This is a genomic window from Paenibacillus sp. FSL R5-0744, assembly GCF_037972555.1.
GTDB lineage: Bacteria > Bacillota > Bacilli > Paenibacillales > Paenibacillaceae > Paenibacillus_AQ.
In genome coordinates, this window is the sequence record NZ_CP150228.1 from 3200055 (window position 1) to 3225511 (window position 25457).

Consider the following 25457-nt stretch of genomic DNA (forward strand, 5'->3'; position numbering starts at 1 on the left):
ATATGGCTAAAAAAACAACACCAGATAATCCCGCTTTGAAAAATTTTAATGAAGCATGTTCGTTAATCGCGGATCATCCTATTTTTGCACCGTTATCTGTTCGAGCTTCGATTATCCATAATGAAAATAGTCCCTATCCTGAAGACGGCTGGGCAATTGTCACTAATAACGGTTATATTTACACTCATCCTAAAAGGCGTGGCGAGGTTGCCGAATGGATGTACGTTTTGGCACATTGTTTTCTTCATTTAGGTCTTGGACATTTAAAGAGTAAAGAGAATCAAGTGGCGTGGAACGTTGCATGTGATGTGTACATAGCAAAGTTTTTAAATGACTTGAAACTTGGGAAAGTACCCGCAGATATGGAGTCGCGAATTGATCTTACAATTAAAGATGAACAACAGCTTTACGAGCAATTTATGATAAAAGGAATTCCGGACACCTCCAGATATTTTGGGACTGCGGGTGTTTCAAAACTGGATATGAATGTTAGAGAAACCACCAAAAGATACTGGGGAAAAGCACCGGATTGGGAAGCCTATTTTGCTTATGGGTTATCTAATGCTGTGACGAATGCAGTAAGTGTTGCTGGAGGCCATGCTAATACTATTAGTGACCCTGCACTTTCATTAACCGCTCCACAACGTGCAAAACGATGGTTTATGGACAGATATCCTTTATTAGGTGCGCTTGCCGCCGGCTTTGAGATTATAGAAGATCCAGCGATATGTCGGCGATTTGATATTTCCATAGCTGCCATTGACGTTATTGAGCGCAAAATATTTATGAACCCTGCAGCCGGACTAAACGACGAGGAGTGTATTTTCGTGATGGCACATGAGCTTCTGCATGCGGGGCTTCAGCATCACGAGCGATGTCTTGGCCGGGATCATTATCTTTGGAATGTGGCTTGTGACTACGTAATAAATCTATGGCTAGTAGAAATGAGTGTAGGGGAGTATCCGCGAATTGGACTCTTATTAGATCCTGAGCTTAAAGGTTTATCTGCTGAAACGATTTATGATCGTATGGTCGGAGATATCCGCACTTATAAGAAACTGGCAACCTTGAGAGGGAATGGACTTGGTGACATTTTAGATAACGGTTCATCAAGTTTTTGGGATGCGAGAGAAGGACAGACGCTAGATGATTTCTGTAAAAATGCGATGCAACAAGGACTTATGTATCATGAAGAGCAAAGTCGCGGTCTTTTACCGTCAGGCCTAGTTGAAGAGATTAGAGCGCTGGACCAGCCACCTATTAAATGGGATGTAGAGCTTGCTCGGTGGTTTGATCATTATTTTTCACCGCTTGAGAAGACCAGATCTTATTCACGAATTAGCAGACGTCAATCTTCTACGCCTGATATCCCTCGACCACAATGGGTTCATAGCGGTGCTGCAGATGATGGTCGCACTTTTGGAGTTATTTTAGATACCTCAGGCTCAATGGATAAAAAGCTTCTGGCCAAAGCATTAGGGGCCATTTCAAGTTATGCGCAGGCTCGTGATGTTCCTTTTGCACGGATTATCTTTTGTGATGCTTGTCCTTATGATGCAGGTTACATGCCCCCCGAGGCTATCGCAGATCGAGTACAAGTGAAGGGAAGAGGGGGAACGATCTTACAACCAGCTATTGATTTGATTCAACAAGCTGAGGATTTTCCGAAAAAAGGACCGCTTCTAATTATTACAGATGGTTATTGTGACAAGCTGACCATTAAAAGAGACCATGCTTATATTTTGCCCAAGGGAAATGACTTGCCTTTCTCACCCAAAGGACCTGTATTCAGAATTAATTAGGGCTTAGAATAAATTTAGAGCGAGGTAACAATGGATATGAATCCCCCCAAACATATTCTTTCCGCAGCTACCGTTGTATTCAATGATCAAAGAGAGATTTTATTAATAAAAGGTCCACGTAGAGGATGGGAGATGCCAGGCGGACAGGTTGAAGAGGAGGAGACCCTTATAGAAGCAGCAATCAGGGAAGCCAAAGAAGAATCGGGCATTGATATAGAGATTAATAAGTTCTGCGGAGTTTTTCAAAATGTTGATCGATCTATTTGTACTAACCTATTTCTAGGGAAAGCCATCGGCGGCGAACCTGCTACTAGTTCCGAGAGCTTAGAAGTTGGGTTTTTCTCGCTAGAACAAGCATTGGAAATGGTCACATGGAAAAACCTCAGACTGCGGCTGGAGTATTGTCTAAATGATGAGGTGCAGCCTTTTTACGTAGAGTTACGGGGTACAGAAGTTGAAGAAATTATTATTACACATCTGAGTTAATATAGGGAGCACAATGGACAAGTGTTTCGATCAACAAAGATTCATTTTTTTTATTTTATAACATTTTCAGTTGATTACAGAACTTTTCATACGTTTACAGCGTCTTACTTATGAACGATAAATCGACGGTAAGGACTGAAACATTATGAAAGACAACACGAAGCTTTTCAGAAATAATATGAGGAGCCAGTCTTCTATACAATCTGTAGGCGGCAGGCGTTATGTGCCAGGAATTGATGGTCTAAGGGCTTTATCAGTACTCGCTGTAATCGCATATCATTTGAATCTGAATTGGGCTGAGGGTGGACTTCTCGGCGTTGGAATATTTTTTGTAATCTCCGGATATCTCATTACTGACCAAATCATTAGCCAGTGGGAGCGGCACCGAAGGCTGAACCTTGTAGACTTTTGGGTTCGTAGGGCGCGGAGGCTGTTGCCTGCGATGGCCGTTATGCTTTTTGTGGTTGCCATATGGCTTTTAATTATAGAACCATCAAGATTGTTTGGGCTAAAGGGTGACTTTATGTCTTCCTTATTTTATTTCAATAACTGGTGGCTAATATTTCATAATGTTTCCTATTTTGAAAGCTTTGGCCCACCATCTCCTATCGGACATTTATGGTCGCTTTCTATTGAAGGACAGTTTTATATTCTATGGCCAATAGTTCTCATCATCGTGATGAAAATCGCTCGTCGGCGAGGTAAGCTTATTGCATGGATTATGGCTTGCGCAGCAGTCTCGGCTTTAGCCATGGCATTGATCTACGTACCGGGGACAGACCCAAGTAGAGTATATTATGGAACGGATACCCGCTTATTTGCGCTTCTCATTGGAGCAGCACTTGCAGTTGCTTGGCCAAGTCAGAAACTTAATGATAACGTCTCAGAACCGGCTCGGCGTGTGCTTGATATTGTAGGGGGATTAGGACTCATTCTATTGTTGGTACTTTTTAATCAGGTTAATGAGTTCGATGATTTACTTTACCGTGGTGGGTTTTTAGTGATTTCTTTGATTGCAGCTGTAGTTATTGCCGTTCTAGCTCATCCTGCTAGCCGTCTGGGATCGATCGTAGGCTGTAAACCTTTGCGTTGGATCGGGCTGCGATCATATAGCTTGTACATATGGCATTTTCCAGTAATTATCCTTAGTAGTCCTAATGTGAGTACTGAAGAAAGCAGCATGCTTCGGATCATCATTCAGGTAGCAGTAAGTTTTCTTCTAGCTGCATTGTCATATAAGTATGTGGAGGAGCCCATTCGTCGAGGTTCATTTAAAGAAACTTGGAAGAACATCAGTGTAAAACGAAGGGGTGGTCTTCGTCCAGGCTTCTTAATGGCTATTATTGCTGTGATTCTTATCCCAATCGCATGTAAAGGTTATTTGTTAAACGCTGGATCGGATACGTCTGCGATCGAATCGGCAGATTTGCAGTATGAACAACAACAGCTGCAACAGCAAGAACAACGACTGCAGCAGCAAGAACAACAAGATATGGGAAGAAAGAATGATCCCGCAGATCATAAAGCGATAGACGAAAATATAACTGATAAACCATCAATACCAGCCTTGGCAACAGCTACAACTGAACCTGAAGTGAAAAAAGCTGATACTAAGGTGGGAACTACAAATACAGAAATAGCAAAGCCTGAATCGGAAGTGGGAAAATCTGTTCCTGAAGAAAAGAAACCTGTGGCTGAGAAGAGTCAAGCTGGAACGGATGTTACGGCCATTGGAGATTCTGTCATTTTGGATGCAGCACCATACCTTTCAGAGGAATTACCTGGCATTGTCATCGAGGGAAAGATCGGTCGGCAGATGGCTAAAGCTCAGGAGGTAGTGGATCAGCTTAAAGCTCAAGGCCGGCTGGGTAAAAAGGTTATAATCGAGCTTGGGACTAACGGATCCTTTAGTTCAAAGCAATTACGTAATTTACTGGATTCATTAAGTGATGCTGAGCAGATTTTTTTGGTCAATACACGGGTTCCAAGAAAATGGGAGAATAATGTGAATCACAATATTTCAAAAGTTTCCAGTGAATATAGTAATACGACCGTAGTAGACTGGTACTCTGCAAGTGAAGGAAAAGACGATTATTTCTACCAAGATGGTGTGCATCTTAAACCAGAGGGCTCCAAGTGTTACGCCTCACTTCTTGCGAAAGCCTTGGAAAGTAAGTAAGAATTAATTGAATCTCCAAACTTTTTGATATTATATTTTAATAGACCGGCAAGAGAGCTCTCTCTTTGCCGGTCTTTTTTTTCGTAAACGAATGATCATTGAAGAGCTAATTAATGCCTAGTCGTAGATAAAATGCTCCACCACAGCCACAGTCTTAGTTATGTCTGGATCAGAATTATCGATCACTTTCACATTAGAACGTGGAAGCGGCCACTTCACACTGCGGTTTCCAAATGATTTGCGAAATTCATCCCAATGCTGGAACTTCCATTCATCTAATGGTGATTGTCGATCGTGAATTCGTGTCCGATACAATTCCTCATTGGCTAGTTCGACCAAGACAACTTTAACCTCAACATCTTGCAGCGAACGTCCGATTCGAGATAACTCACTGCTGATCCAGTCAGGGTTGGCAGCTTCTTTAGTAAATGGCCCAACCACAAATGCATCTACATTCAGGCCTATATTGTCTAGCGCTGCATCCATCGTAATCCGGTAGCCCAAATCACGGCATAATCTTTTGTAATCGGCAGAGTCTCTGTCTGCCGGGTCCAATCCGTGAAAGGTCATAATGGCGTCAGCTGCTGGACGTAATAGAATATCCATATCAAAGAAGGGTACTTTACGCCGGGAAGCGATCGCTTTAGCTAATGTCGTTTTGCCTGCCCCAGCTGGCCCTAGAAAAAATACAAGTTTGTTCATCATTGTCTCTCCTTAGAACCTCAATTCAACTCCATAATGTATCTCTGCATACTATCATATAAAAGATAGTGAGTAATCGCCAGCGCAATATCTCCATCAGACAGATAGGAACAGACTACCTGAGATATTACGCGTTACGGTCCATAATATGATATTTTTTTGCTTCTCCATTGAGTTTTTGTGTAATCCTGCTTATAATATAGCGAGAAAAATAAGAAAAAGGTGTCCATAAATGAGCATATTAAATGTAGAAGGATTAAGTCATGGCTTTGGAGATCGTGCGATCTTCAAGGATGTTTCATTCCGTCTTCTAAAAGGCGAGCATATCGGATTATTCGGCGCTAACGGCGAAGGTAAATCCACTTTTATGAATATTGTTACAGGCAAGCTACAGCCAGATGAAGGTAAAGTTGAATGGTCCAAACGGGTGCGTGTTGGCTACCTCGATCAGCATGCAGTGTTGACCAAAGGAATGACCATTCAAGATGTACTCAGAGGCGCTTTTCAATACCTCTTTGATCTTGAGCAAGAGATGAATGATATGTACGGCAGAATGGGTGACGTGTCGCCTGAAGAGCTGGAAAAGCTGCTTGAAGAAGTGGGTACGATTCAAGATACACTTACAAACCAAGATTTCTACATGATCGATGCGAAGATTCAAGAAACCGCGCGCGGTTTAGGAATCACAGATATTGGATTGGATCGTGACGTAGCTGATCTTAGTGGTGGCCAGCGTACCAAAATCTTGCTTGCGAAGCTGTTGCTTGAAAAACCAGATATTTTGCTCCTAGATGAGCCTACGAACTATCTGGATGAGCAGCATATTGAATGGCTGAGACGTTATCTTCAAGAGTATGATAATGCATTTATTCTGATCTCACATGATATGCCTTTCTTGAACAGCGTTATCAACCTGATCTACCATATGGAAAATCAAAAGCTGACTCGTTATGTGGGTGACTATGAGCAATTCCAACAGGTCTACGAAATGAGAAAACAACAGCTTGAATCTGCTTATAACCGTCAGAAACAAGAAATTGCAGAGCTGAAAGACTTCGTTGCACGTAACAAAGCAAGCGTAGCTACCCGTAACATGGCAATGTCCAGACAGAAAAAGCTCGACAAGATGGAAATTATCGAGATTGCAAAAGAGAAGCCAAAACCACAGTTTAACTTTAAAGAAGGTAAAACTGCAGGCAAGATGATTTTCGAAGCAAAAGAATTGGTTATCGGATATGACACACCGTTGTCCAGACCGCTTAATTTGTTAATGGAGCGTGGACAAAAGATCGCGTTGGTCGGTGCGAACGGGATCGGTAAAACCACCTTGCTTCGCAGCATCTTAGGCGAAATCCAAGCATTGTCCGGTTCGGTAGAACGTGGATACCATCAAGAGATTGGATACTTTGAGCAAGAAATGAAAGAAGGCAATTACAAGACTTGTATCGAGGAGATCTGGGATACATTCCCATCCCTGTCACAATTCGAAGTACGTGCTGCCCTTGCCAAATGTGGACTGACCACGAAACATATCGAAAGTAAGATTGCTGTTCTAAGTGGTGGAGAAAAAGCTAAAGTGCGTCTATGTAAACTCATTAACAGTGAGACCAACATTCTCGTATTAGATGAGCCGACGAACCACTTGGATATCGATGCCAAAGATGAACTGAAACGTGCGCTGAAAGCATATAAGGGAAGCATTCTCATGATCTCTCACGAACCAGATTTTTATCAAGACATTGTCACCGATATCTGGAATTGCGAAGATTGGACAACAAAAGTATTCTAATAAGCAAATCTTTATTGAACAAGCCTATGAGGTGTTAACGAATCAGTTACGCTTTATAGGCTTTTTTATGGATAGTGGGGAGGGTCTATGTGTTAGAGAATAAAATGGATCAGCTTAACATCAGTGTTCAACGAATTTTTGGAAAACAAGAAATAGAAATAGTCGATTTCACATGTGAGGATTTAGATTATAAAACACCTAACTTTACAACAGCGGGTATCTTTCATCTTCAGGGTATCGCACTAATTAATAACGAGCAGCTTCCATGGTCAATCATATTAAAGATCATTAAGTCTGATAGTGTAGAAAAAGAGGATCCAGCACATCACAATTACTGGCGACGAGAAGCCCTAGTCTTTGAATCTAAGATTCTGGATGAGCTTCCTAGCTCAATCCAAGCTCCTAAGTGTTATCTTGTTGAAGAACAAGTAGATGGTACCGTATGGTTATGGATGGAACGAATTGAAGGGGGATTTGCACATAGAAAGGAGCAGTTTGATATTATCGCTGAACGGTTAGGCCGATTTAATGGAGCTTATCTTTCAGGAAAGAACACTCCTAATAACCAATGGATATGTAGAAGCTGGCTTAGATCTTGGACTACCGCAAGTAAAATGTATGCACCTAACCCTGAAGAATATATTCATCAATTACATAGAGACAATGACCGAAGCCTTTGGGTTTGGTTCCAAGACTTCACGAAGCGGATAGACAGTAACTTGAATGCTCTCCATCACTTGCCGCGAGTATTAGCCCATCAGGACCTCAGTCAAAGGAATATGTTGTTAACTCAAAACGGAGAGTTAGTTTTGATAGACTGGCAATTTATGAGCATATCAGGTTTAGGTGAAGATCTTGGTAAAATGTTTGGTGTAAATATGAGTCTTGGTGTGATTCCCATCCATCGTTACGAGGAATTCAAAGAGTCTTTATTCCATTCGTATATCAAAGGATTAAAGGCTAGCGGATGGCAAGGGGACGAATCCCTTGCAAGATATGGTTATTGTTTAAGCACTGCTTTACGTAGTGTCTGGGAAGTGCCACAATACTTTTCTCTAAATGCTCAGCTACAATCTGACCTGTTAAACGCTAATCTTCAGGAGCGGGTTAATCGGCTAGAGCAAATCATTATTATTCATCAAAAAATGACGCTAGAAGCAGAGACATTGAAATTATGGATAACATAGTTCTTAATTCTCATTAGATATGAAAAAGGAGCCCCTATTACAGGAGCTCCTTTTTGCTACACCTCAATAATGATGGGGAGAATCATTGGACGTCGTTTCGTTTTTTCGTACAGGAATCTACTTAGGGTCTCCTTGATGGTCTGCTTGATGATATTCCACTCGCCAAGGTCAGCCTCACTCATCTTTTGAAGGGTAGAGGTTACCAGCTTGTTGATCTCCTCCATTAAAGTTTCTGAGTTACGGACATAGATGAATCCTCTGGATATGGTATCCGGATCGTTTAATAAACGTCCATCTTCTTGGCTTAATGTAATCACTGTAATCAAAATACCGTCTGCTGACAGCTGGCGACGATCGCGAAGAACGACATTACCAATATCTCCAATCCCAAGGCCATCCACTAGGGTTTGTCCAGCTGCCACTCGGCCAGATTGACGGACGACACCCGATGATGACTCGACGATATCTCCATTTTTTAGAATAAAGATATTATTGGGGTTAACACCAACTGCCTCTGCTAATAAGCTGTGATGATGTAGCATACGGTATTCACCATGAATCGGTATGAAATATTCAGGTTTCATCAAGGTTAACATTAACTTAAGCTCTTCTTGGCTTGCATGCCCAGATACATGAAGCTCGCTGCGTGATCCATAGATGACTTTAGCGCCAAGCACGTATAAATTATCGACGATTCTAGATACATTGCGTTCATTCCCGGGAATGGGATTAGCTGCTATCAGAACGGTGTCTCCTGCCTGGATTTCCATCTGCCTATGACTTGCGTTAGCCAGTCGCGATAACGCAGCCATGGGCTCTCCTTGACTGCCTGTACATAATACAGTTACTTGCTCTGGAGGGAGTTTGGCAGCTTCAGTAGGCTCGATCAGCATGTTATCTGGAATGCTCAAGTACCCGAGTTCCTGGGCTACTCGGACAACATTAACCATACTTCTGCCAAGTAAGGTTAATCTACGATCGGTTAAACGAGCAGCTTCAATGATCTGTTGTAGACGGTGTACATTTGAAGCAAAGGTAGAGATAAAAATTCTACGGTCAGCTTTCATGAATGCTTCTTCTATATGAGCGCCAACGAGTTTTTCAGAGGGGGTGAAGCCTGGGCGTTCTGCATTGGTACTCTCTGAGAGCAGGAACTTTACACCATTCTTCCCGATGTCAGCCATTTTATGTATATCGGGATACTGCTTATTAACAGGGGTCATGTCAAATTTGAAATCCCCTGTATGAACAACGGTCCCTTCTGGGGTATCGAATACAACACCAAGGCAATCCGGAATACTATGATTGGTATTAAAGAACGTTGTAGTAATTGCTCCTAGCTGTAAAGTAGACTCAGAATCAATGACATGAAGCTTGGTCTGACGTAATATTCCGTGTTCCCTCAGTTTATTTTCAATTAGACCTAAGGTTAACCGAGATGCGTAGATCGGAAGATTTAATTGTTTGAGTAGATACGGAATTCCTCCAATATGATCCTCATGTCCATGTGTAACTACTAATGCTCGAATCTTATCAAGATTACTTAATAAATACGTAACATCAGGAATAATGAGGTCAATCCCCAGTAGACTTTCGTCCGGAAATTTAGAACCGCAATCAATGACAATAATATCATCAGCATATTGCAGGAAATACATATTCTTACCAATTTCATTCACACCGCCTAATGCTGCAATCCAGAGCTGCTTAGCTGCCACTTTCATTAAAGTCCCTCCTTTTATAAATTCACCTATATTATGTATGAAATCCCTTATAATTATCCTTTCATTGAGGTGGTACAATAGTATAACAATAGATTGATATTCAAAAGTTAGGGGACAGATTGATCATGAACATCAGAAGAATATATAAGAACGATAATCGTGCGATTGAACAGATTATTAGGAGCTGTCTGATTGAGTTTGGCGGGAATAGGGCAGGGCTTGCGTGGGAAGATGACAGCCTGCATCATTTATATGAGTACTACAATCAAAGCGATAATCAGGCTTATTGGGTTGTGGAAGAAGATGGAAATATATTGGGCGGGTGTGGCATTGCGCCTTTCGGCAATGAGGGCGACATATGTGAGTTGCAAAAAATGTACTTATCTCCGTCCGTTAGAGGTAATGGGATAGCTTCTGAACTCCTAAATACGGCGCTGGATTTTGCCAAGCTTCATTACAATAAATGTTATTTGGAGACATTACAGAACATGCATGCGGCTAACCGTTTTTATATGAAAAACGGCTTCGAACTTTTAGATGCCCCATTAGCTGGCTCAGAGCATTTCGCATGTGATGCTTGGTATATTAAAGAGTTAATTTAATTATGGTTTAGTAAGCCTGGATTAGCAGGCTTATTTTTTATTTGACAATAAAACCGTCCAGACGGTATAGTAAATATCAGAGGTGATCAATGTGAACAGTAATTCTAAACGTAAAACTATTTTATTGGCGGCTTCCACAGTTGTTAAAAATAATGGAGTAGAGAAGCTTACGCTTGAAGCTGTGGCTAAAGAAGCCGGGGTCAGTAAGGGCGGGCTACTGCACCATTTTCCAAATAAAGAAGCTTTGATCATAGGGATGGTCGAAGATCTAACGAACCATTTTTTTACCAATGTTCAAGATAGAGCAATGAGCGAAACGGTTGAAAAAGGGAAGTGGAGTCGTGCTATTACTAAAGCCATGGATGATGATATTAAAGAGGGCAAAGAGATTGGTACCGCGCTTCTTGCTGCTCTTTTCACAAATCCAGATATTCTTAACAAATTTCAAAGTCAATATGCAACGTGGCAACAAAACATAGAGAACGATGGCATTGATCCTGTACGCTCCACTATCATTAGGTTGGCAGCAGATGGGTTATGGTATTCCGAAATGTTCGGATTAGGTGTGTTAGATGATGAATTACGCACGAAAGTCATTCAAGAATTGATAAATATGACGAAGTAAGGAGAGGTTATCTTTGAATTCATATGTATTACTTGCAACAGCGATCATCTGTGAGGTATTTGGCAGTTCAATGCTAAAAGTGTCTAACGGGTTTAAAAGGGTATTCCCATCCATTGGCGTGATCCTTGGTATGGGCTTAGCATTTTATAGTCTTTCTTTAGCGTTAAAAACAATTCCATTAGGTACAGCTTATGCGATTTGGTCAGGGGTGGGCACAGCTTTGACAGCTATAATTGGCGTAGTTATTTATAAGGAGAATTTTAATCGTAAGAAATTACTAGGTCTACTACTTATTATTGGTGGTGTAATCATTATGAAGCTCTCAGGTGGGGCTCATTAGAATTTGGAGGCTGCAGCATGAAAAGAAATGTAGGATATATAGCTCTAAGTATAGCGATTGCTAGCGAAGTCGTAGGGACTACAATGTTGAAAATGTCAGAAGGATTCACGCAATTACTCCCTTCTATAGGGGTTATTATTGGTTTTATTATTGCTTTTTATAGTTTATCCATAAGCCTTAGAGAATTACCGTTAAGCTTAGCTTATGCGATTTGGTCGGGTGTAGGTACTGTTCTAACTGCAATTGTGGGTATTGTCGTGTGGGGAGATCCATTTGGTATTCTTACTTTTGCCGGCATAGTATTAATAGTAGGAGGAGTGGTATTATTAAACTCTCCTGCCAAAGGTGAAGACAAAGTACGGGCCTGATAAATCAGGCTCTTTTTTTATTTTTAAACGGATGTCATAGATTCCATAAATCGCATAGTTTCGCGATGATGGTATCACTTACCTTTTCCGTAGAATTACATCTTATAGTTTGAGCTACTATTTATCTATAATGAGTGTGTCTGAAAGTGAAGGGAGGGTGTGGTTCTTTTTAATGTGCTCTGGATGATCTCTATTGAAAACGCTACCATTTGAGCACTTTGATAGGTTCGTGAATTTTTGAGAATCTAACATATTTAAGGAGGATTAAAATTAAAATGCGTAACAAGTATGTTGTATGGTCGCTGGTAGTATCCATGTTGATTTCAAGTTTATTCTTGGCTGCGGGCCCACTTAATTTTGTTTCAGCCTCCGGAGGACCAAACCTGACACTCGGCAAAAATGTAACTGCGAGCGGTCAATCACAAACTTATAGTCCTGACAATGTTAAAGACAGTAATCAAAGCACGTATTGGGAAAGTACGAATAATGCATTCCCGCAATGGATTCAAGTCGATTTAGGTGCAAATACGAATATTGATCAAATCGTTCTAAAGCTCCCTTCTGGTTGGGAGATGCGGACGCAAACATTGGCTGTTCAAGGTAGCACAAACGGTTCGACATTCACGAATATTGTAGGTTCTGCAAATTATGAATTCAATCCATCAGTGGCAGGGAACAGTGTTACCATCGACTTTGCCTCAACCAGTACGCGTTATGTTCGTCTGAATGTAACGAGCAACACAGGTTGGCCGGCAGCTCAGCTCTCTGAATTCGAGATTTACGGCGCTAGTGGCCCTATTCCTACTCCAACTCCATCGCCTTCCGGCACTTATGAAGCTGAATTTGCTTCACTGTCTGGAGGAGCTAAAGTGAACACGGATCATGCCGGTTACTCCGGCGCGGGCTTCGTGGATGGATATTTGACACAAGGTGCAACAACGACATTCACGGTTAACGTGCCAGCAGCAGGTAGTCGTGAGGTGACATTGAAATACGCCAATGCAAGTGGCAGTGCAAAGACAATAAGTGTCTACGTCAATGGTGCTAAAATTGGCCAGACCTCATTATCTAACTTACCAAATTGGGATTCATGGAGCACTAAAGTAGAAGTTCTTAATCTAAATGCGGGTAACAACACCATCGCATATAAATATGATGCTGGTGATTCTGGCAATGTTAACCTTGACCAAATCACTGTAGCGTCGACGACAACACCACCACCTGCAACACCTGCTCCGACACCGACAGCCACACCAACACCGTCAGCAACACCAATACCAACGCCAACACCAACGCCAACACCAACGCCAACACCAACACCAACGCCAACAATCACACCAACACCGACGGTCACACCAACAGCAACGCCGACACCAACACCAACACCAACACCAACACCTGCTCCTGGGAGTAATATTGCTGTCGGCAAGACGATTACCGCTTCTTCCAGTACACAAACGTTCGTAGCAACAAATGCGAACGATAATGACACAAGCACGTACTGGGAAGGTGGCAGCAATCCAAGTTCGCTCACCCTCGACTTAGGGGCGAACCACAACATTACGTCAATCGTTTTGAAGCTGAATCCAGCCTCTGCATGGAGTACTCGCACACAAACGATTCAGGTGCTCGGTCACAATCAAGACACGACTACCTTCGGTAATTTGGTATCGGCTCAATCGTATACGTTTAATCCAGCTTCGGGCAACACAGTAACCATCCCGGTTACGGCAACGGTTAAACGTCTGCAGTTGAATATCACTTCGAACTCTGGTGCCCCTGCTGGGCAAATCGCGGAGTTTCAAGTATTCGGTACACCAGGGGCGAACCCTGATCTAATGATAACGGGTATGTCCTGGTCACCTACTACTCCTGTCGAGACAAGTGCAATTACATTAAATGCAGTTGTTAAGAACAACGGTAATGCTAGCTCCGCAGCAACCACTGTCAACTTTTACTTAAACAATGAGCTCGTTGGATCTGCTCCAGTAGGTTTATTAACTGCAGGCGCATCAACAACAGCCTCAATGACATTAAACGCTGGAGCCAAAACCGCTGCGACCTATGCTCTCAGCGCTAAAGTAGATGAGAACAATGTGATTATCGAGCAGAACGAAGGGAATAACAGCTATACGAACGGGGCATCTCTTGTTATCGCTCCAGTCTCCAGCTCTGACTTAGTTGGTGTGACTACCTGGACACCAAGTAATCCAGTGGCTAATAGTACAGTAGCTTTTACCGTAAATCTCAAGAATCAAGGAACCATTGCTTCTGCAAGCGGTTCTCATGGTGTTACTGTAGCTCTTAAAAACTCAGCGGGTACCACGATTCAAACATTTAATGGATCCTATTCCGGGACCCTTGCTGCTGGAGCTTCCGTTAACGTCACGATTCCAGGGACATGGACAGCAGTCAACGGTAATTACACTGTAACCACTACTGTTGAAGTGGATGCTAATGAGTTAACAGCGAAGCAATCAAACAATATAAGCACAACGAATCTGGTGGTCTATGCTCTACGTGGTGCAAGCATGCCTTATAGTCGGTATGATACCGAAGATGCTACTCTCGGTGGTGGAGCTACGTTGAAATCAGCACCTACGTTTGATCAAGCACTAATTGCTTCAGAAGCATCTGGTCAGCGTTATGTAGCCCTTCCATCAAACGGCTCGAATGTGGGATGGACAGTCAGACAAGGACAAGGCGGCGCGGGTGTGACTATGAGATTTACTATGCCTGACTCTTCGGATGGTATGGGACTGAATGGTTCACTTGACGTGTATGTGAATGGAGTAAAAGTCAAAACGTTATCGTTGACATCCTACTACAGCTGGCAGTATTTCTCGGGCGATATGCCTGGTGATACTCCTAGTGCTGGGCGTCCGCTCTTCCGATTTGACGAAGTCCACTGGAAATTGGATACTCCTCTCCAGCCTGGAGATATCATCCGTATTCAGAAGAACAATGGAGATAGCTTGGAGTATGGTGTTGATTTCCTCGAAATCGAACCCGTTCCTACTGCAGTCGCTCGTCCGGCGAACTCCGTGTCAGTGACAGATTATGGTGCTGTAGCAAATGATGGTCAGGATGACCTTGCAGCTTTTAAAGCAACGGTGAATGCAGCTGTTGCAGGCGGTAAGAGCATGTATATTCCTGCCGGAACATTTAATCTTAGCAGCATGTGGGAAATTGGTTCTGCCAGCAATATGATTAACAACTTTACGGTGACAGGTGCTGGAATCTGGCATACGAACCTCCAGTTTACTAATCCTAATGCGGCGGGAGGCGGTATTTCACTCCGTATTAGCGGCAAGCTAGATTTTAGTAATGTTTACATGAATTCGAATTTGCGATCCCGTTATGGACAAAATGCAATTTACAAAGGATTTATGGATAACTTTGGTACAAATTCAATTATCCATGATGTCTGGGTAGAACATTTTGAATGTGGCATGTGGGTAGGCGACTATGCTCATACACCTGCTATTTATGCCAGTGGGCTTGTGGTTGAAAACAGCCGGATTCGGAACAATCTTGCCGATGGTATCAACTACTCCCAAGGCACTAGCAATTCGATTGTTCGAAACACCAACGTAAGAAATAACGGTGACGATGGTCTTGCAGTATGGACTAGTAACACCAATGGTGCTCCGGCGGGTGTAAATAACACATTCTCCTACAACACGATTGAGAATAACTGGCGTGCAGCAGCCATAGCATTCTTTGGAGGCGGCGGTCATAAGGCAGATCACAACTACATCATCGACACTGTAGGTGGTTCTGGTATTCGTATGAACACCGTTTTCCCTGGTTACCATTTCCAGAATAATGCGGGCATTGTTTTCTCAGATACTACGATTATCACAAGTGGTACCAGTAAAGATCTGTATGGTGGAGAACGTGGAGCCATCGATTTAGAGGCATCGAATGATGCCATCAAGAACGTCACCTTTACCAACATCGATATCATCAATACACAACGCGATGCAATCCAGTTCGGTTATGGTGGTGGATTTGAGAATATCGTGTTTAACAACATCAATATTAATGGTACTGGGCTTGATGGTATTACTACTTCACGTTTCTCTGGGCCACATCAGGGTTCGGCAATCTATACCTACACAGGCAATGGTTCAGCAACGTTTAACAACCTGACGACTACGAATATCGCTAACCCCAACCTGAATTATATTCAGAGCGGTTTTAATCTGACGATTCATTAAGCGTTAGTGTGAGGGAGGAGTTCTTCGGAACTTTTCCCTTTTTTCTTATATTGTGGATAGTAAAAATTTAAAACTTCAGAGAAGGATATTGACTTGATGAACAAGAAATAAATGGTAGGATATAGTATTTATCTCATAAGAAATAAATTTTTAGGAATGTGTCGATTTCATCATCTTCCGTTCGTCGTTTAAATAGAAGTCCGGATATCAGACGTTAAAGCGAAGGAGAGATGAAATGCATTTAGTAACTTCAATGGACGGAACTAAGATTGCCTATGACAAAATGGGTCAAGGGCCAGCACTTATATTAGTGACAGGTGCATTTAGTTACCGAAAATTCCCAAGTCAGGTACAGCTAGCTGATCTGTTGTCTGAGAATTTCACAGTCTTCAATTACGATCGACGAGGTCGTGGCGATAGCGGAGACACTCAGCCATACGCAATAGCTCGTGAGATCGAAGATCTGCAGGCTATAATTAATGCGGCCGGAGGATCGGCATATGTCTGGGGATTGTCTTCTGGAGCAGTTCTTGCTCTACAGGCAGCAGCGGATGGAGCAAATATTACAAAATTAGCTCTGCATGAGCCTCCATTTGTTGTCGATGCTTCGGATCCTAAACCGCCTCTAGATTTCGTAATGAATGTTACTGAGCTTATTGCTACAAATCGCCGATCTGAGGCAATTAAGTATTTTATGACTAAAGGTATGGGAGCACCTGCGTTTGTTGTTAAATTGATGCGCTTAATGCCAAGTGTATGGTCTAACCTAATGGCTGTAGCGCACACTCTTCCCTATGATGCTGTTTTATTGGATGGGTATATGGACGGAAAGCCACTTCCTGCCACATTGTGGAGCGCAGTTACCATTCCAACGCTGGTCCTCGAAGGTACGGAGAGTCCTGTTGGCTTACGGCATGGTGCTCAGGCAATAGCTAAAGTACTACCTAATGCGAAACTATTAAGTAAAAAGGGGCTCGGTCATACGAAGAAACTCAATACAAGGATCATTTCAACTGAGCTTACTGCATTCTTTATGGGAAATTAAAAATAGGAGGGATACACCTATGAGATTTATGATGATTGTTAAAGCTACCACAGATTCAGAGGCGGGAATTATGCCTAGTCAAGAACTGATTGATGCTATGCAGAAGTATAATGAGGAATTGGTGAAAGCAGGTGTGTTGCTGGCAGGCGATGGATTGCAACCGAGTTCCAGTGGTATTCGAATTTCATATCCGGAAGCTGGCGGCAAACCTAAAGTTATGGATGGTCCGTTTACAGAAGCTAAAGAAATGATCGCTGGATATACGCTGATTGAGGTCAAATCAAGAGAAGAAGCCATTGAATGGGCTTTACGTATGCCGGACCCTCATGGATTTGGCCAAGGAGAGATTGAGTTAAGGCAGGTATTCGAGCCGGGGGAATTAATGGACGATCCCGAAACATTGGCGAAAGAAGCAGCACTTCGTAAACAGGTTGAGGAGCAGAAGCAAACGTGAGTTTCTCCCATACGCATCGAACGATTGATACAATATGGCGAATGGAATCGGCAAAAATCATTGCGGGTTTAACGCGCATGGTACGGGACGTAGGTCTCGCAGAAGATCTTGCTCAGGACGCATTAGTAATTGCCCTTAATCGATGGCCAGAGACGGGGATTCCAGATCATCCAGGTGCTTGGCTGATGACCACCGCGAAACGGCGTGCGATTGATCTTATTCGCAGGACCAAGCTTCGAGATCAGAAATACGTAGAGGTTGCACATAGCATGGATTTATACACTGAGGTAGACATAGATGATGCGTTAGATGAGGAGATCAGTGACGATCTCCTTCGTCTGATCTTTATGACCTGTCATCCGGTGTTGTCACAAGATGCCAGAGTAGCCCTGACCCTTCGACTGTTATGTGGATTGACGACAGATGAAATCGCACGTTCTTTTCTAGTCGCCGAATCAACGATTGCTCAGCGAATTGTTCGGGCGAAGAGAACCCTAAGTGCTAACAAGGTTCCTTTTGAGGTACCCGTTCAAGAAGAGCTTAAAGACCGTTTGTCTACGGTGCTTGAAGTCCTTTACCTAATGTTTAATGAAGGATATTCTGCAACCTCTGGAGTGGATTGGATCCGTCCGCTGTTATGCCAGGAGGCGCTGAGATTAGGACGGGTACTAGCTGAGATTAACCCTTATGAACCTGAGGTTCATGGACTGGTCGCCCTTATGGAGATTCAATCCTCGCGTTTTAGGACAAGGGTTAATAGCAAAGGGGAACCTATTCTACTAATGGATCAAAACCGGGCACAGTGGGATCAATTACTGATCCGTCGTGGCCTGGCTGCTTTAGAGCGTAACCGAAAGCTTGGTCGTCCGCCGGGACCTTACTCGCTTCAGGCTGCGATTTCTGCTTGTCATGCACAGGCGACTACTGCAGCAGAGACAGACTGGATCCGTATTTCTGCACTGTACGAAGCGCTCTCGAGAGTCATGCCTTCGCCAATTGTCGAATTAAACCGAGCGGTCGCCATATCCATGGCGTTCGGCCCAACCTTTGGACTGCAAATTGTGGATGAGCTAAATACTGAACCATCTATGAGGGAATATCATCTGCTGCCCAGCGTTCGTGGTGATCTTCTGCTGAAGCTGGGTCGATATGATGAGGCTCGTACAGAGTTTGAACGTGCCGCATCCTTGACTGGGAATGAACGTGAAAGGATTCTTTTGCTGAATCGGGCGGCAGCGTGTAACTTAGGAACATCGTAGTTAATTCAATATTATTTTAAACCGGTACGTACATAAAGGAGAGATAAAATATGAATCAAGAAGTCATCGATTTTATTGAAGCATTAAAAGAACCATGGCAGGTGGAGTTATCTACTAATCTTCGTGAGGTTGTTCACCAAGCAATCCCAGATGTACAGGAACGAATTCAGTATAAGAAGCCTCATTTTTTGAAAAATGGTAAGTACGCAGCAGCTATTTCAACTTCGAAAGATGCAGTAAGCTTTGTTATTTTTAATACGAATGAGCTTGAGTTTCCAGAAGGGATATTCGAGGGCCCTCCGGAGAGAAAAACACTGAAACTACGAAAAGGGGATACAGTGGATACGGCTCAATTAGTGGCTTGGGTTAGCCAATCCTCAGCTTCCCTTTAATTGCAAGATTCATGATGTAGGACGGTATCTCAAAGTCATTTGACTTCATGGGATATCGTCTTTTTTGGACGAATTTGGCTCCAGCAATACATAATCATTCAATAAATTGTGAAAAATACATCAAGAGCTAGCAATGAAGGGAATGAAACCCATGAAGATATTAAAACAAACTTGTTTGCTACTGCTTACGGTCCTTGCACTTAGTGCATGCTCAAGACCAGTAGCAGATAAATCCCAGCTACCACCTCCAACGGTTGTGCCAAGTGGAGCTGAGGAAAGATTTAGCCTTGAGGAACTTGCCACTTTGATTGGAAAAGAGGATGCTCAAGTTGTCCAAGCTCTTGGCAAAGGCGCACCTAATCGTAATGAAGGTACGAATTCTACTCTTTTATCCCGCGAATATAACGAGAAGATTGTGAATCACGAAGCAAATCTTCAGGTCTCCTATGATCACACTGGAAAAGTGATTGGAGAGACGATTCATTTTGAAGAAGCTACCAAGGAAAAATTAACGCAAGAGATAACGCAACAGCTTGGAGAGCTTACGACTAAGAGTGAAGGTAACACAGCAGATATAGAAAAAGAAGGCGAAGGTACAAACTTTCGTAGGGTATGGCAGACGGATAATGCCAAAATTTCTTTAATTGAATCCAATGGAAATCTATCTATTTCCATAGATATGAAGTAACATTCGAATAATGTGAGGAAAAAAAGGACAATACCCATTGTAATTAGACAATGGGTATTGTCCTTTTTTGATGAATTATTAAGGCTTAAGAGGAAGAATTATTGTTTGTTGCGGAGCTTAGACGATGAATTTGCTCTTCCAGAACCGCACTTGCTTTGCCAACAAATTGTGTAATAAGTTCAAGCTCTTCATCCGAGTAGGTGGAAGCTAATTTAAGCATCTCGGCATGCAGGGGAAGGTAGGCATTCCCGACCTCATTATTTTCATACAAAGGGACAATAATTACCTTACGACGGTCACTGGGGTCATTTTGTCTGCGAACAAAACCGTTATTTTCAAGTCGATCAATTAACGCCGTAACACTGCCTGTAGCCAGTCCGGTTAGTTTGGACAGTTCACCAGCGGTGATGGGACCTCTTTCATGGAGGATATCTATGGATAGATAATCATTATTATATAACCCAAGTGATGCTGCCACATTTTGCTGATATAGTATCGTTCGACTTCCTAGACCTCGCATACGCAAGGTGAAGTCTTCTTGCTGATTTTTCACTTGATTGTGTCGATCTCTTGACAAAAGAGAGCCCTCCTTTTAAAATATTGATATCTTGATTATCGAGATATTTGTCAATAAAGATACTCGATGAACGTGCGATTAATTGAATTCATTTTATCGGAATTATTAAAGTTTTGCAAAAGGTAATGCATCAAGAAGTTTAGAGAGAGGTTGGTGTGCGATCTTATAACGATAAGATTAAATTCGAAATTAAGGAAAAGTGGAGGGAACAAAAGAGAATGGTAAAGAACTTGGAGAAGAAAAATAATGTAGGGATTATTATAGCGGCTCTATTACTGGCCACACTTATGGCATCCATGGATAACACTATATTAGCAACTGCAATGGGAACAATCGTAGGGGATCTTGGCGGTTTTGACAAACTGATGTGGGTGACTTCTGCTTATATGATAGCTGAGATGGCAGGAATGCCGATTTTCGGAAAATTATCGGATATGTATGGCCGCAAGCGTTTCTTTATTTTCGGAATTATTGTATTTATGATCGGATCTGCTTTATGTGGTACCGCAAACTCTATAGTTCAGCTGAGTATTTATCGTGCGATTCAGGGTATTGGTGGAGGGGCACTCGTTCCGATTGCGTTCACCATCATGTTCGATGTGGTTGCTCCGGAAAAACGGGGGAAGATCGGTGGATTATTCGGAGCAGCTTATGGTATATCAAGTATTTTCGGACCTCTTATTGGCGCTTACATAGCGGATTACATTCATTGGTCTTGGGTCTTTTACATCAACTTACCTATAGGTGTTATTGCCTTCTTTTTGATTGCTTTCTTCTACAAAGAGTCTGTCGAGCATTCCAAGGAAAAGATCGATTACCTAGGTGCGTTTACACTTGTAGCTTCCATCCTATGTCTCATGTTTGCGATTGAGCTGGGTGGAAAGAAATATGCTTGGGACTCTGCTATGATTTTGGGATTGTTCTTAGCTTTTGTAGTGTTTATCGTGGGATTTATTTTTATCGAACGTCGTGCAGAAGAACCCATCATTACTTTCGGCATGTTCAAGAATCGTCTTTATTCTACGAGTAATGTTATGGCTATATTTAGTGGAGCAGCATTTATTACAGCCTCGGTGTACATTCCAATCTACATTCAAGGGGTGCTTGGCGGCTCAGCAACGAATTCGGGTCTTGTTCTACTTCCTATGATGCTCGGCTCCGTTATCACTGCAGCGGGGGGCGGATTCCTGCTCTCGAAGTTCAATTATCGCGCCATCATGATATCGACGTTAATACTGCTTGTTTTAGGTATCGCCTTGCTAACCACATTAACACCTGATTCTTCACGGTTCATGGTCACCATATTTATGTTTCTAGTAGGTCTTGGAATAGGTTCTTCATTCTCTGTTCTAAGTAACGCAGCCATTCATGGATTTACAGCAAGGCAGCGTGGTTCCGCAAGTTCGACACTTAGTTTTACAAGGGAGCTTGGAATGACACTAGGCATAACAGTATTCGGTATTATCCAAAGTCATTTGTTTTCGAATAAATTAGCATCCATGTTCAGTAGCGGTGGTGCGGCACCTATAGGGGTAAATTTAAGCGATCCAAGTACTATTTTGACTCCGGATACTCGTGAGAAAATCCCTACGGAAGTTCTTGATAAGATTACAGAGGGATTATCCTCATCGCTTGTTCACACTTTTGCATGGGCAATTATTCCGTCTGTTATAGCTCTACTGGCTGCATTTGTGATGAGTAAGGAAAAGTTTGATCCGGCTTCTGAATTGGGAGAGTATACGGCTTCGCATTAAAGGTTGGCTGCTTTGCAATATTAACGAATGCACTAGTGAAATGTTACATTTAAACAGATTGAGCCCTCTATTCATAGGTGCTCAGTCTATTTTTTTAAAACAATGATTTACATTATATTCCTATTGTAATATTATCAAATTTGACAATTGTAAAATTAGATGATATTAGAATTAATTGAAGGTAGGAGGATTTTTCGTGTCAATTGTAGGTATTTTAGGAGTGGTTCACGATGATGAACTTAGGCAAAAATATCATTTTTCTTTAGAGTTCATAAAGGATTTAATTTTAGAGTTTAATCCAGATATTATTTGTGGAGAAGTCCTTCCTAGTAGTTGGGAACATTATAAGAAGGACAGTAATTACCGTGGATATTGGGGAGAACCTGCAAGTGAATATTGGGATCTCATTTTTCCTTTGTGTAAAGAAGAGAATTATGAATTTGTCCCTATTGATTGGGTTGAATTGGATGTTTGGACAGATTTTGATCCTTTTAATAGCTATAAAGAAGATCAGAGAAAAGAATTGGAATATGAGTTAGAGCAATGGTTTCAAAGACAGCTTTCAACAGTGGATTCAAGTGCAATCCCCTTTAATTCATTAGAATATGACACTATTACAAGACAGAAGTATCAATGGTTAGAACGAATCAATCCGCAAGCACATCAGTTCAGATGGTTGTGTAGACATCTTATAATGATTCAACGAATCAAAAACGCCATAAAAGGCCACTCAGAGAAAAGAATCTTGTGTATTGTAGGTGCAGACCATAATCATTCGTTATATGAAGGACTAATTACAGAAATGGACATACAACTTGTATATCCTTTATCTCGGATTACTCAAGCTTGAGCAATATTGTAGCGTGAATGCAAATACCAAATAAGTTCTCTACGGCTGCTGACACCTGATTTGCTAAAAATAGATTTTAAATGATCTTGGACGGTGTATGCAGAAATATGGAGTGCAGAAGCCAATTCTTTAGTGGATAATCCTCGAATTACACCGTGTAATAGCTGTTGCTCACGTTCCGTCAAACCATAAGCTTCAGCAATGATGGGGAGCATGTCAGCAGGACGCGCGGGTTCGAATGAAATGGCAATTTGGTTCTGACCGTTGGAAGCCTTAAGAAGACTTGCCCGAACGACTAAATAGGGCCCCTCAGTCATACGAATGCATGCCTTCGCTATCCCCATAGATTCGGAAGGGCTGTTTAACGCTTGCGTGCTTACAGCACGGATTGGACGAGGTAGAACATGAACCTCAATCATTTCCAATGAGCGGAGTTTGCCTAACCAGCGATCCGCTGTGGGATTGGAAGAGAGAAGAGCCAAGTCATCAGATAAAACTGCAATGCCGGAACCGTAATGATCTTCAAGCCAAGTCTCATCTTTCTCTGGAAGCTCAAGACTGAAAGCCCGCATTCTAGCTGCAATCAGAGGGATGAGCGAGGTGATCCAATCACATTCCTCTTGTGAGAATTTCGATTGATCTGCATTCCTGTACAGCGTCAAATATCCCCAACAAGATTCGCCAAGAATAAGGACTGCACGTAGTTCATCCCCAAAACCTGCAGGAGACAATACCTTTCGATAGCGTGTACTCCGCTCGGGTTTCTGCTTAGTCGCCTCATATATTGTAGCGACGAGGAGTTTGTTATGAACCATTTGCTCATAGGTGTTAACATCATCCTCACCGTATTCGATCTGGAACAAGTGGGGATGAATGGACTCTACATTGTCTTCAGTAACCGCACCTGTCGAAAGCAATGTCTGTGGATCAACATGAGTACAGCAGGCAGCATCAAAGGGAACTGCTTCACGTAAGAGAGACAGCAAGGAAGTACGGTAGTTGTGAGAAGAATCAGTAACCATACCTAGCTTAACGATTTGTTTCTTTATTAGAATGAATTGTTTATGGGTATTCATTGAGTAGCCCTCTAGTCCTTAATGGATTATATCGAACTCCCACATTTGTGGGATAGTGAACGGAAGCGAAATCCGTATAATTGAGAATGATTCTTAATCAACTCTATTATATAGGATGCGGTGATAAAAATGCAGGGAAAAGAAGATATTGTTGTCGTTGGTGGTTATGGACATGTAGGGCGTACCATATGCGAAATATTAGAGAAGAAGTATTCAGGTAAAGTATTTGCTGCAGGGAGAAGTCTTGAAAAAGCAGAGCGGTTCAGTCAATCTACCTACGGCAGGATCAAGCCGTTACAGTTAGATATTAATAAGCCGATACCTCCACATTTACTAGATCAAGTGAAGCTAATCATTATGTGTTTGGATCAAACGAATACGGATTTTGTAAAAGCCTGCTTTCGTAGCGGTACGTATTATGTGGATGTATCAGCGAGCGGTCCGTTTTTATCTCAAATTGAGGCGTTATACGAAGAGGCTGCACGACATGGATCTAGTGCCGTTCTTAGTGTAGGGCTTGCACCCGGTATAACCAATCTAATGGCTCTTGAAGCAGAAAGACTGATAGAACAGACGGAGGAAATCGAAATCGCGATTATGCTCGGACTTGGTGATTCTCATGGTAAGGCGGCGATCGAATGGACAGTGAATAGTTTGGGAGAAAAGTTTGAAGTTAAGCAGAAGAATCGTCAGGTAGAGGTGGAGAGCTTCACCGATAGAAAGTCATATCACTTTGGTGACGATTTAGGGAGTCGCCATGCCTATCGTTTCCCATTCTCAGATCAACAGACGCTTGCCGGGACGCTCAAAGCTTCGTCCATCTCCACACGATTTTGTCTGGACTCAGTTTTCGTTACTAAAATGCTGGCTATAGCCAAAAAAACAGGGGCCGTTCGTTTGTTAAAGACAAGCTGGGTGAACAGGTGGATGGTTCGTGCTATGGAGCGGCTGCATATAGGGAGCGACCAGTTCGCTATCAAGGTTGAGGCTCGTGGAAGAAATCGAGAGGGGAAGCCAATGCAGGCTGATTTAATATTGCAAGGAAAGAATCAATCCATCATCACTGCAAAAGTGACAGCAGCAGTATCAAAGCTCCTCTATGATTATCCGTTTTCTGGCGGCGTTTATCATATCGAGCAGATAACAGATTTAGCATATATACAAAAGGAATTAGGATCGACGCTCTCGCTAAAGATCCAAGTAAAGGAGCATAATGCAGATTAATCTAAATAGAATAATTTGTGTATAGTTATTTTGAAAGAAGCTTGATTAGTCAAGCTTCTTTTTCGTAACCCAAAAGAGTTTTGACCGTATTAACTGATGAACATTTCATTC

Annotated in this window: 22 protein-coding genes; 18 read left to right on the forward strand and 4 right to left on the reverse strand. The window is 42.3% G+C overall.

The features are described 5' to 3' along the window. Nucleotides 1–2 precede the first annotated feature (2 nt). The 3 genes from MKY19_RS14165 (at nt 3) to MKY19_RS14175 (ending at nt 4467) form a co-directional block, all read left to right on the forward strand. Nucleotides 3–1802 (forward strand): peptidase, encoded by a 1800-nt coding sequence (locus MKY19_RS14165; RefSeq protein WP_339803744.1) that lies wholly within the window; start codon nt 3–5, stop codon nt 1800–1802. A gap of 36 nt (nt 1803–1838) precedes the next feature. Continuing rightward, a complete protein-coding gene (locus MKY19_RS14170) occupies nt 1839–2288 on the forward strand; it encodes an NUDIX hydrolase (RefSeq protein WP_339804300.1) in 450 nt (149 codons plus the stop codon). Nucleotides 2289–2466: 178 nt separating this feature from the next. After that, on the forward strand, nt 2467–4467 hold the full coding sequence (locus MKY19_RS14175) for an acyltransferase family protein (protein WP_339804303.1): 2001 nt from the start codon (nt 2467–2469) through the stop codon (nt 4465–4467). 117 nt (nt 4468–4584) lie between these two features. Here MKY19_RS14175 and MKY19_RS14180 read toward each other — a convergent pair whose 3' ends face one another. Further along, nucleotides 4585–5169 (reverse strand): AAA family ATPase, encoded by a 585-nt coding sequence (locus MKY19_RS14180; RefSeq protein WP_339804305.1) that lies wholly within the window; start codon nt 5167–5169, stop codon nt 4585–4587. Nucleotides 5170–5401: 232 nt separating this feature from the next. On the opposite strand from MKY19_RS14180, the gene MKY19_RS14185 reads away from it, so the two are divergent. Both MKY19_RS14185 and MKY19_RS14190 read left to right on the forward strand, forming a co-directional pair. Further along, complete coding sequence (locus MKY19_RS14185) at nt 5402–6958, forward strand: ABC-F family ATP-binding cassette domain-containing protein (RefSeq protein WP_042188035.1); 1557 nt, start codon at nt 5402–5404, stop codon at nt 6956–6958. A gap of 89 nt (nt 6959–7047) precedes the next feature. Further along, nucleotides 7048–8145 carry a phosphotransferase gene (locus tag MKY19_RS14190; RefSeq protein ID WP_339803748.1) on the forward strand — a complete coding sequence of 366 codons (1098 nt, stop codon included), beginning with the start codon at nt 7048–7050 and terminating at the stop codon, nt 8143–8145. 56 nt (nt 8146–8201) lie between these two features. On the opposite strand, the gene MKY19_RS14195 is transcribed toward MKY19_RS14190, so the two are convergent. After that, a complete protein-coding gene (locus MKY19_RS14195; RefSeq protein ID WP_339803751.1) occupies nt 8202–9869 on the reverse strand; it encodes a ribonuclease J in 1668 nt (555 codons plus the stop codon). A 125-nt stretch (nt 9870–9994) separates the two neighbouring features. On the opposite strand from MKY19_RS14195, the gene MKY19_RS14200 reads away from it, so the two are divergent. The 10 genes from MKY19_RS14200 to MKY19_RS14245 all read left to right on the forward strand — a co-directional run bounded on the left by MKY19_RS14200 (nt 9995) and on the right by MKY19_RS14245 (nt 19865). Next, the gene (locus MKY19_RS14200) at nt 9995–10471 is read left to right on the forward strand and encodes a GNAT family N-acetyltransferase (RefSeq protein ID WP_339271170.1); all 477 of its coding nucleotides are present in this window, start codon (nt 9995–9997) and stop codon (nt 10469–10471) included. Nucleotides 10472–10562: 91 nt separating this feature from the next. After that, the gene (locus MKY19_RS14205) at nt 10563–11096 is read left to right on the forward strand and encodes a TetR/AcrR family transcriptional regulator (RefSeq protein ID WP_052404282.1); all 534 of its coding nucleotides are present in this window, start codon (nt 10563–10565) and stop codon (nt 11094–11096) included. Between the two features lie 13 nt (nt 11097–11109). Beyond that, nucleotides 11110–11436, forward strand: coding sequence for a multidrug efflux SMR transporter (locus MKY19_RS14210; RefSeq protein ID WP_042188043.1), 327 nt, complete (start codon nt 11110–11112; stop codon nt 11434–11436). Nucleotides 11437–11453: 17 nt separating this feature from the next. Beyond that, nucleotides 11454–11804: a multidrug efflux SMR transporter gene (locus MKY19_RS14215; protein ID WP_042188045.1), complete on the forward strand. Its 351-nt coding sequence runs from the start codon at nt 11454–11456 to the stop codon at nt 11802–11804. Nucleotides 11805–12079: 275 nt separating this feature from the next. Further along, entirely contained in the window at nt 12080–16027 is a 3948-nt protein-coding gene (locus tag MKY19_RS14220) for a discoidin domain-containing protein (RefSeq protein WP_339803757.1), read from the forward strand. Nucleotides 16028–16262: 235 nt separating this feature from the next. Further along, nucleotides 16263–17072 (forward strand): alpha/beta hydrolase, encoded by an 810-nt coding sequence (locus tag MKY19_RS14225; protein ID WP_339803760.1) that lies wholly within the window; start codon nt 16263–16265, stop codon nt 17070–17072. A gap of 19 nt (nt 17073–17091) precedes the next feature. Further along, complete coding sequence (locus MKY19_RS14230) at nt 17092–17526, forward strand: YciI family protein (protein ID WP_339271179.1); 435 nt, start codon at nt 17092–17094, stop codon at nt 17524–17526. Continuing rightward, nucleotides 17523–18785 carry an RNA polymerase sigma factor gene (locus MKY19_RS14235; RefSeq protein ID WP_339271181.1) on the forward strand — a complete coding sequence of 421 codons (1263 nt, stop codon included), beginning with the start codon at nt 17523–17525 and terminating at the stop codon, nt 18783–18785. Before MKY19_RS14230 ends, MKY19_RS14235 begins: the two co-directional genes overlap by 4 nt. Nucleotides 18786–18835: 50 nt before the next feature. Beyond that, a complete protein-coding gene (locus tag MKY19_RS14240; RefSeq protein ID WP_076285765.1) occupies nt 18836–19177 on the forward strand; it encodes a DUF1801 domain-containing protein in 342 nt (113 codons plus the stop codon). Nucleotides 19178–19352: 175 nt separating this feature from the next. Further along, complete coding sequence (locus MKY19_RS14245) at nt 19353–19865, forward strand: hypothetical protein (protein ID WP_339803766.1); 513 nt, start codon at nt 19353–19355, stop codon at nt 19863–19865. 85 nt (nt 19866–19950) lie between these two features. Here the strand turns inward: MKY19_RS14245 and MKY19_RS14250 are convergent, their stop codons facing one another. Then, a complete protein-coding gene (locus tag MKY19_RS14250) occupies nt 19951–20385 on the reverse strand; it encodes a MarR family transcriptional regulator (protein WP_339271643.1) in 435 nt (144 codons plus the stop codon). A gap of 275 nt (nt 20386–20660) precedes the next feature. Here MKY19_RS14250 and MKY19_RS14255 point away from each other — a divergent pair, with 275 nt between their 5' ends. Further along, nucleotides 20661–22196, forward strand: coding sequence for an MDR family MFS transporter (locus MKY19_RS14255; RefSeq protein WP_339803769.1), 1536 nt, complete (start codon nt 20661–20663; stop codon nt 22194–22196). Nucleotides 22197–22392: 196 nt separating this feature from the next. After that, nucleotides 22393–23046 (forward strand): hypothetical protein, encoded by a 654-nt coding sequence (locus MKY19_RS14260; RefSeq protein WP_339803773.1) that lies wholly within the window; start codon nt 22393–22395, stop codon nt 23044–23046. Here the strand turns inward: MKY19_RS14260 and MKY19_RS14265 are convergent. Continuing rightward, nucleotides 23037–24122 (reverse strand): helix-turn-helix transcriptional regulator, encoded by a 1086-nt coding sequence (locus MKY19_RS14265; protein WP_339803776.1) that lies wholly within the window; start codon nt 24120–24122, stop codon nt 23037–23039. The two genes, MKY19_RS14260 and MKY19_RS14265, sit on opposite strands and share 10 nt — an antisense overlap. Nucleotides 24123–24251: 129 nt before the next feature. On the opposite strand from MKY19_RS14265, the gene MKY19_RS14270 reads away from it, so the two are divergent. Then, a complete protein-coding gene (locus MKY19_RS14270) occupies nt 24252–25346 on the forward strand; it encodes a saccharopine dehydrogenase NADP-binding domain-containing protein (RefSeq protein ID WP_339803778.1) in 1095 nt (364 codons plus the stop codon). Nucleotides 25347–25457: the final 111 nt, after the last annotated feature.

Coding starts and splice junctions, on each gene's coding strand:
- MKY19_RS14165 (WP_339803744.1), top strand. CDS start 3: ATGGCTAAAAAAACAACACCAGATAATCCCGCTTTGAAAAATTTTAAT.
- MKY19_RS14170 (WP_339804300.1), top strand. CDS start 1,839: ATGAATCCCCCCAAACATATTCTTTCCGCAGCTACCGTTGTATTCAAT.
- MKY19_RS14175 (WP_339804303.1), top strand. CDS start 2,467: ATGAGGAGCCAGTCTTCTATACAATCTGTAGGCGGCAGGCGTTATGTG.
- MKY19_RS14180 (WP_339804305.1), bottom strand. CDS start 5,169: ATGAACAAACTTGTATTTTTTCTAGGGCCAGCTGGGGCAGGCAAAACG.
- MKY19_RS14185 (WP_042188035.1), top strand. CDS start 5,402: ATGAGCATATTAAATGTAGAAGGATTAAGTCATGGCTTTGGAGATCGT.
- MKY19_RS14195 (WP_339803751.1), bottom strand. CDS start 9,869: ATGAAAGTGGCAGCTAAGCAGCTCTGGATTGCAGCATTAGGCGGTGTG.
- MKY19_RS14200 (WP_339271170.1), top strand. CDS start 9,995: ATGAACATCAGAAGAATATATAAGAACGATAATCGTGCGATTGAACAG.
- MKY19_RS14215 (WP_042188045.1), top strand. CDS start 11,454: ATGAAAAGAAATGTAGGATATATAGCTCTAAGTATAGCGATTGCTAGC.
- MKY19_RS14220 (WP_339803757.1), top strand. CDS start 12,080: ATGCGTAACAAGTATGTTGTATGGTCGCTGGTAGTATCCATGTTGATT.
- MKY19_RS14225 (WP_339803760.1), top strand. CDS start 16,263: ATGCATTTAGTAACTTCAATGGACGGAACTAAGATTGCCTATGACAAA.
- MKY19_RS14230 (WP_339271179.1), top strand. CDS start 17,092: ATGAGATTTATGATGATTGTTAAAGCTACCACAGATTCAGAGGCGGGA.
- MKY19_RS14240 (WP_076285765.1), top strand. CDS start 18,836: ATGAATCAAGAAGTCATCGATTTTATTGAAGCATTAAAAGAACCATGG.
- MKY19_RS14250 (WP_339271643.1), bottom strand. CDS start 20,385: ATGCGAGGTCTAGGAAGTCGAACGATACTATATCAGCAAAATGTGGCA.
- MKY19_RS14255 (WP_339803769.1), top strand. CDS start 20,661: ATGGTAAAGAACTTGGAGAAGAAAAATAATGTAGGGATTATTATAGCG.
- MKY19_RS14265 (WP_339803776.1), bottom strand. CDS start 24,122: ATGAATACCCATAAACAATTCATTCTAATAAAGAAACAAATCGTTAAG.
- MKY19_RS14270 (WP_339803778.1), top strand. CDS start 24,252: ATGCAGGGAAAAGAAGATATTGTTGTCGTTGGTGGTTATGGACATGTA.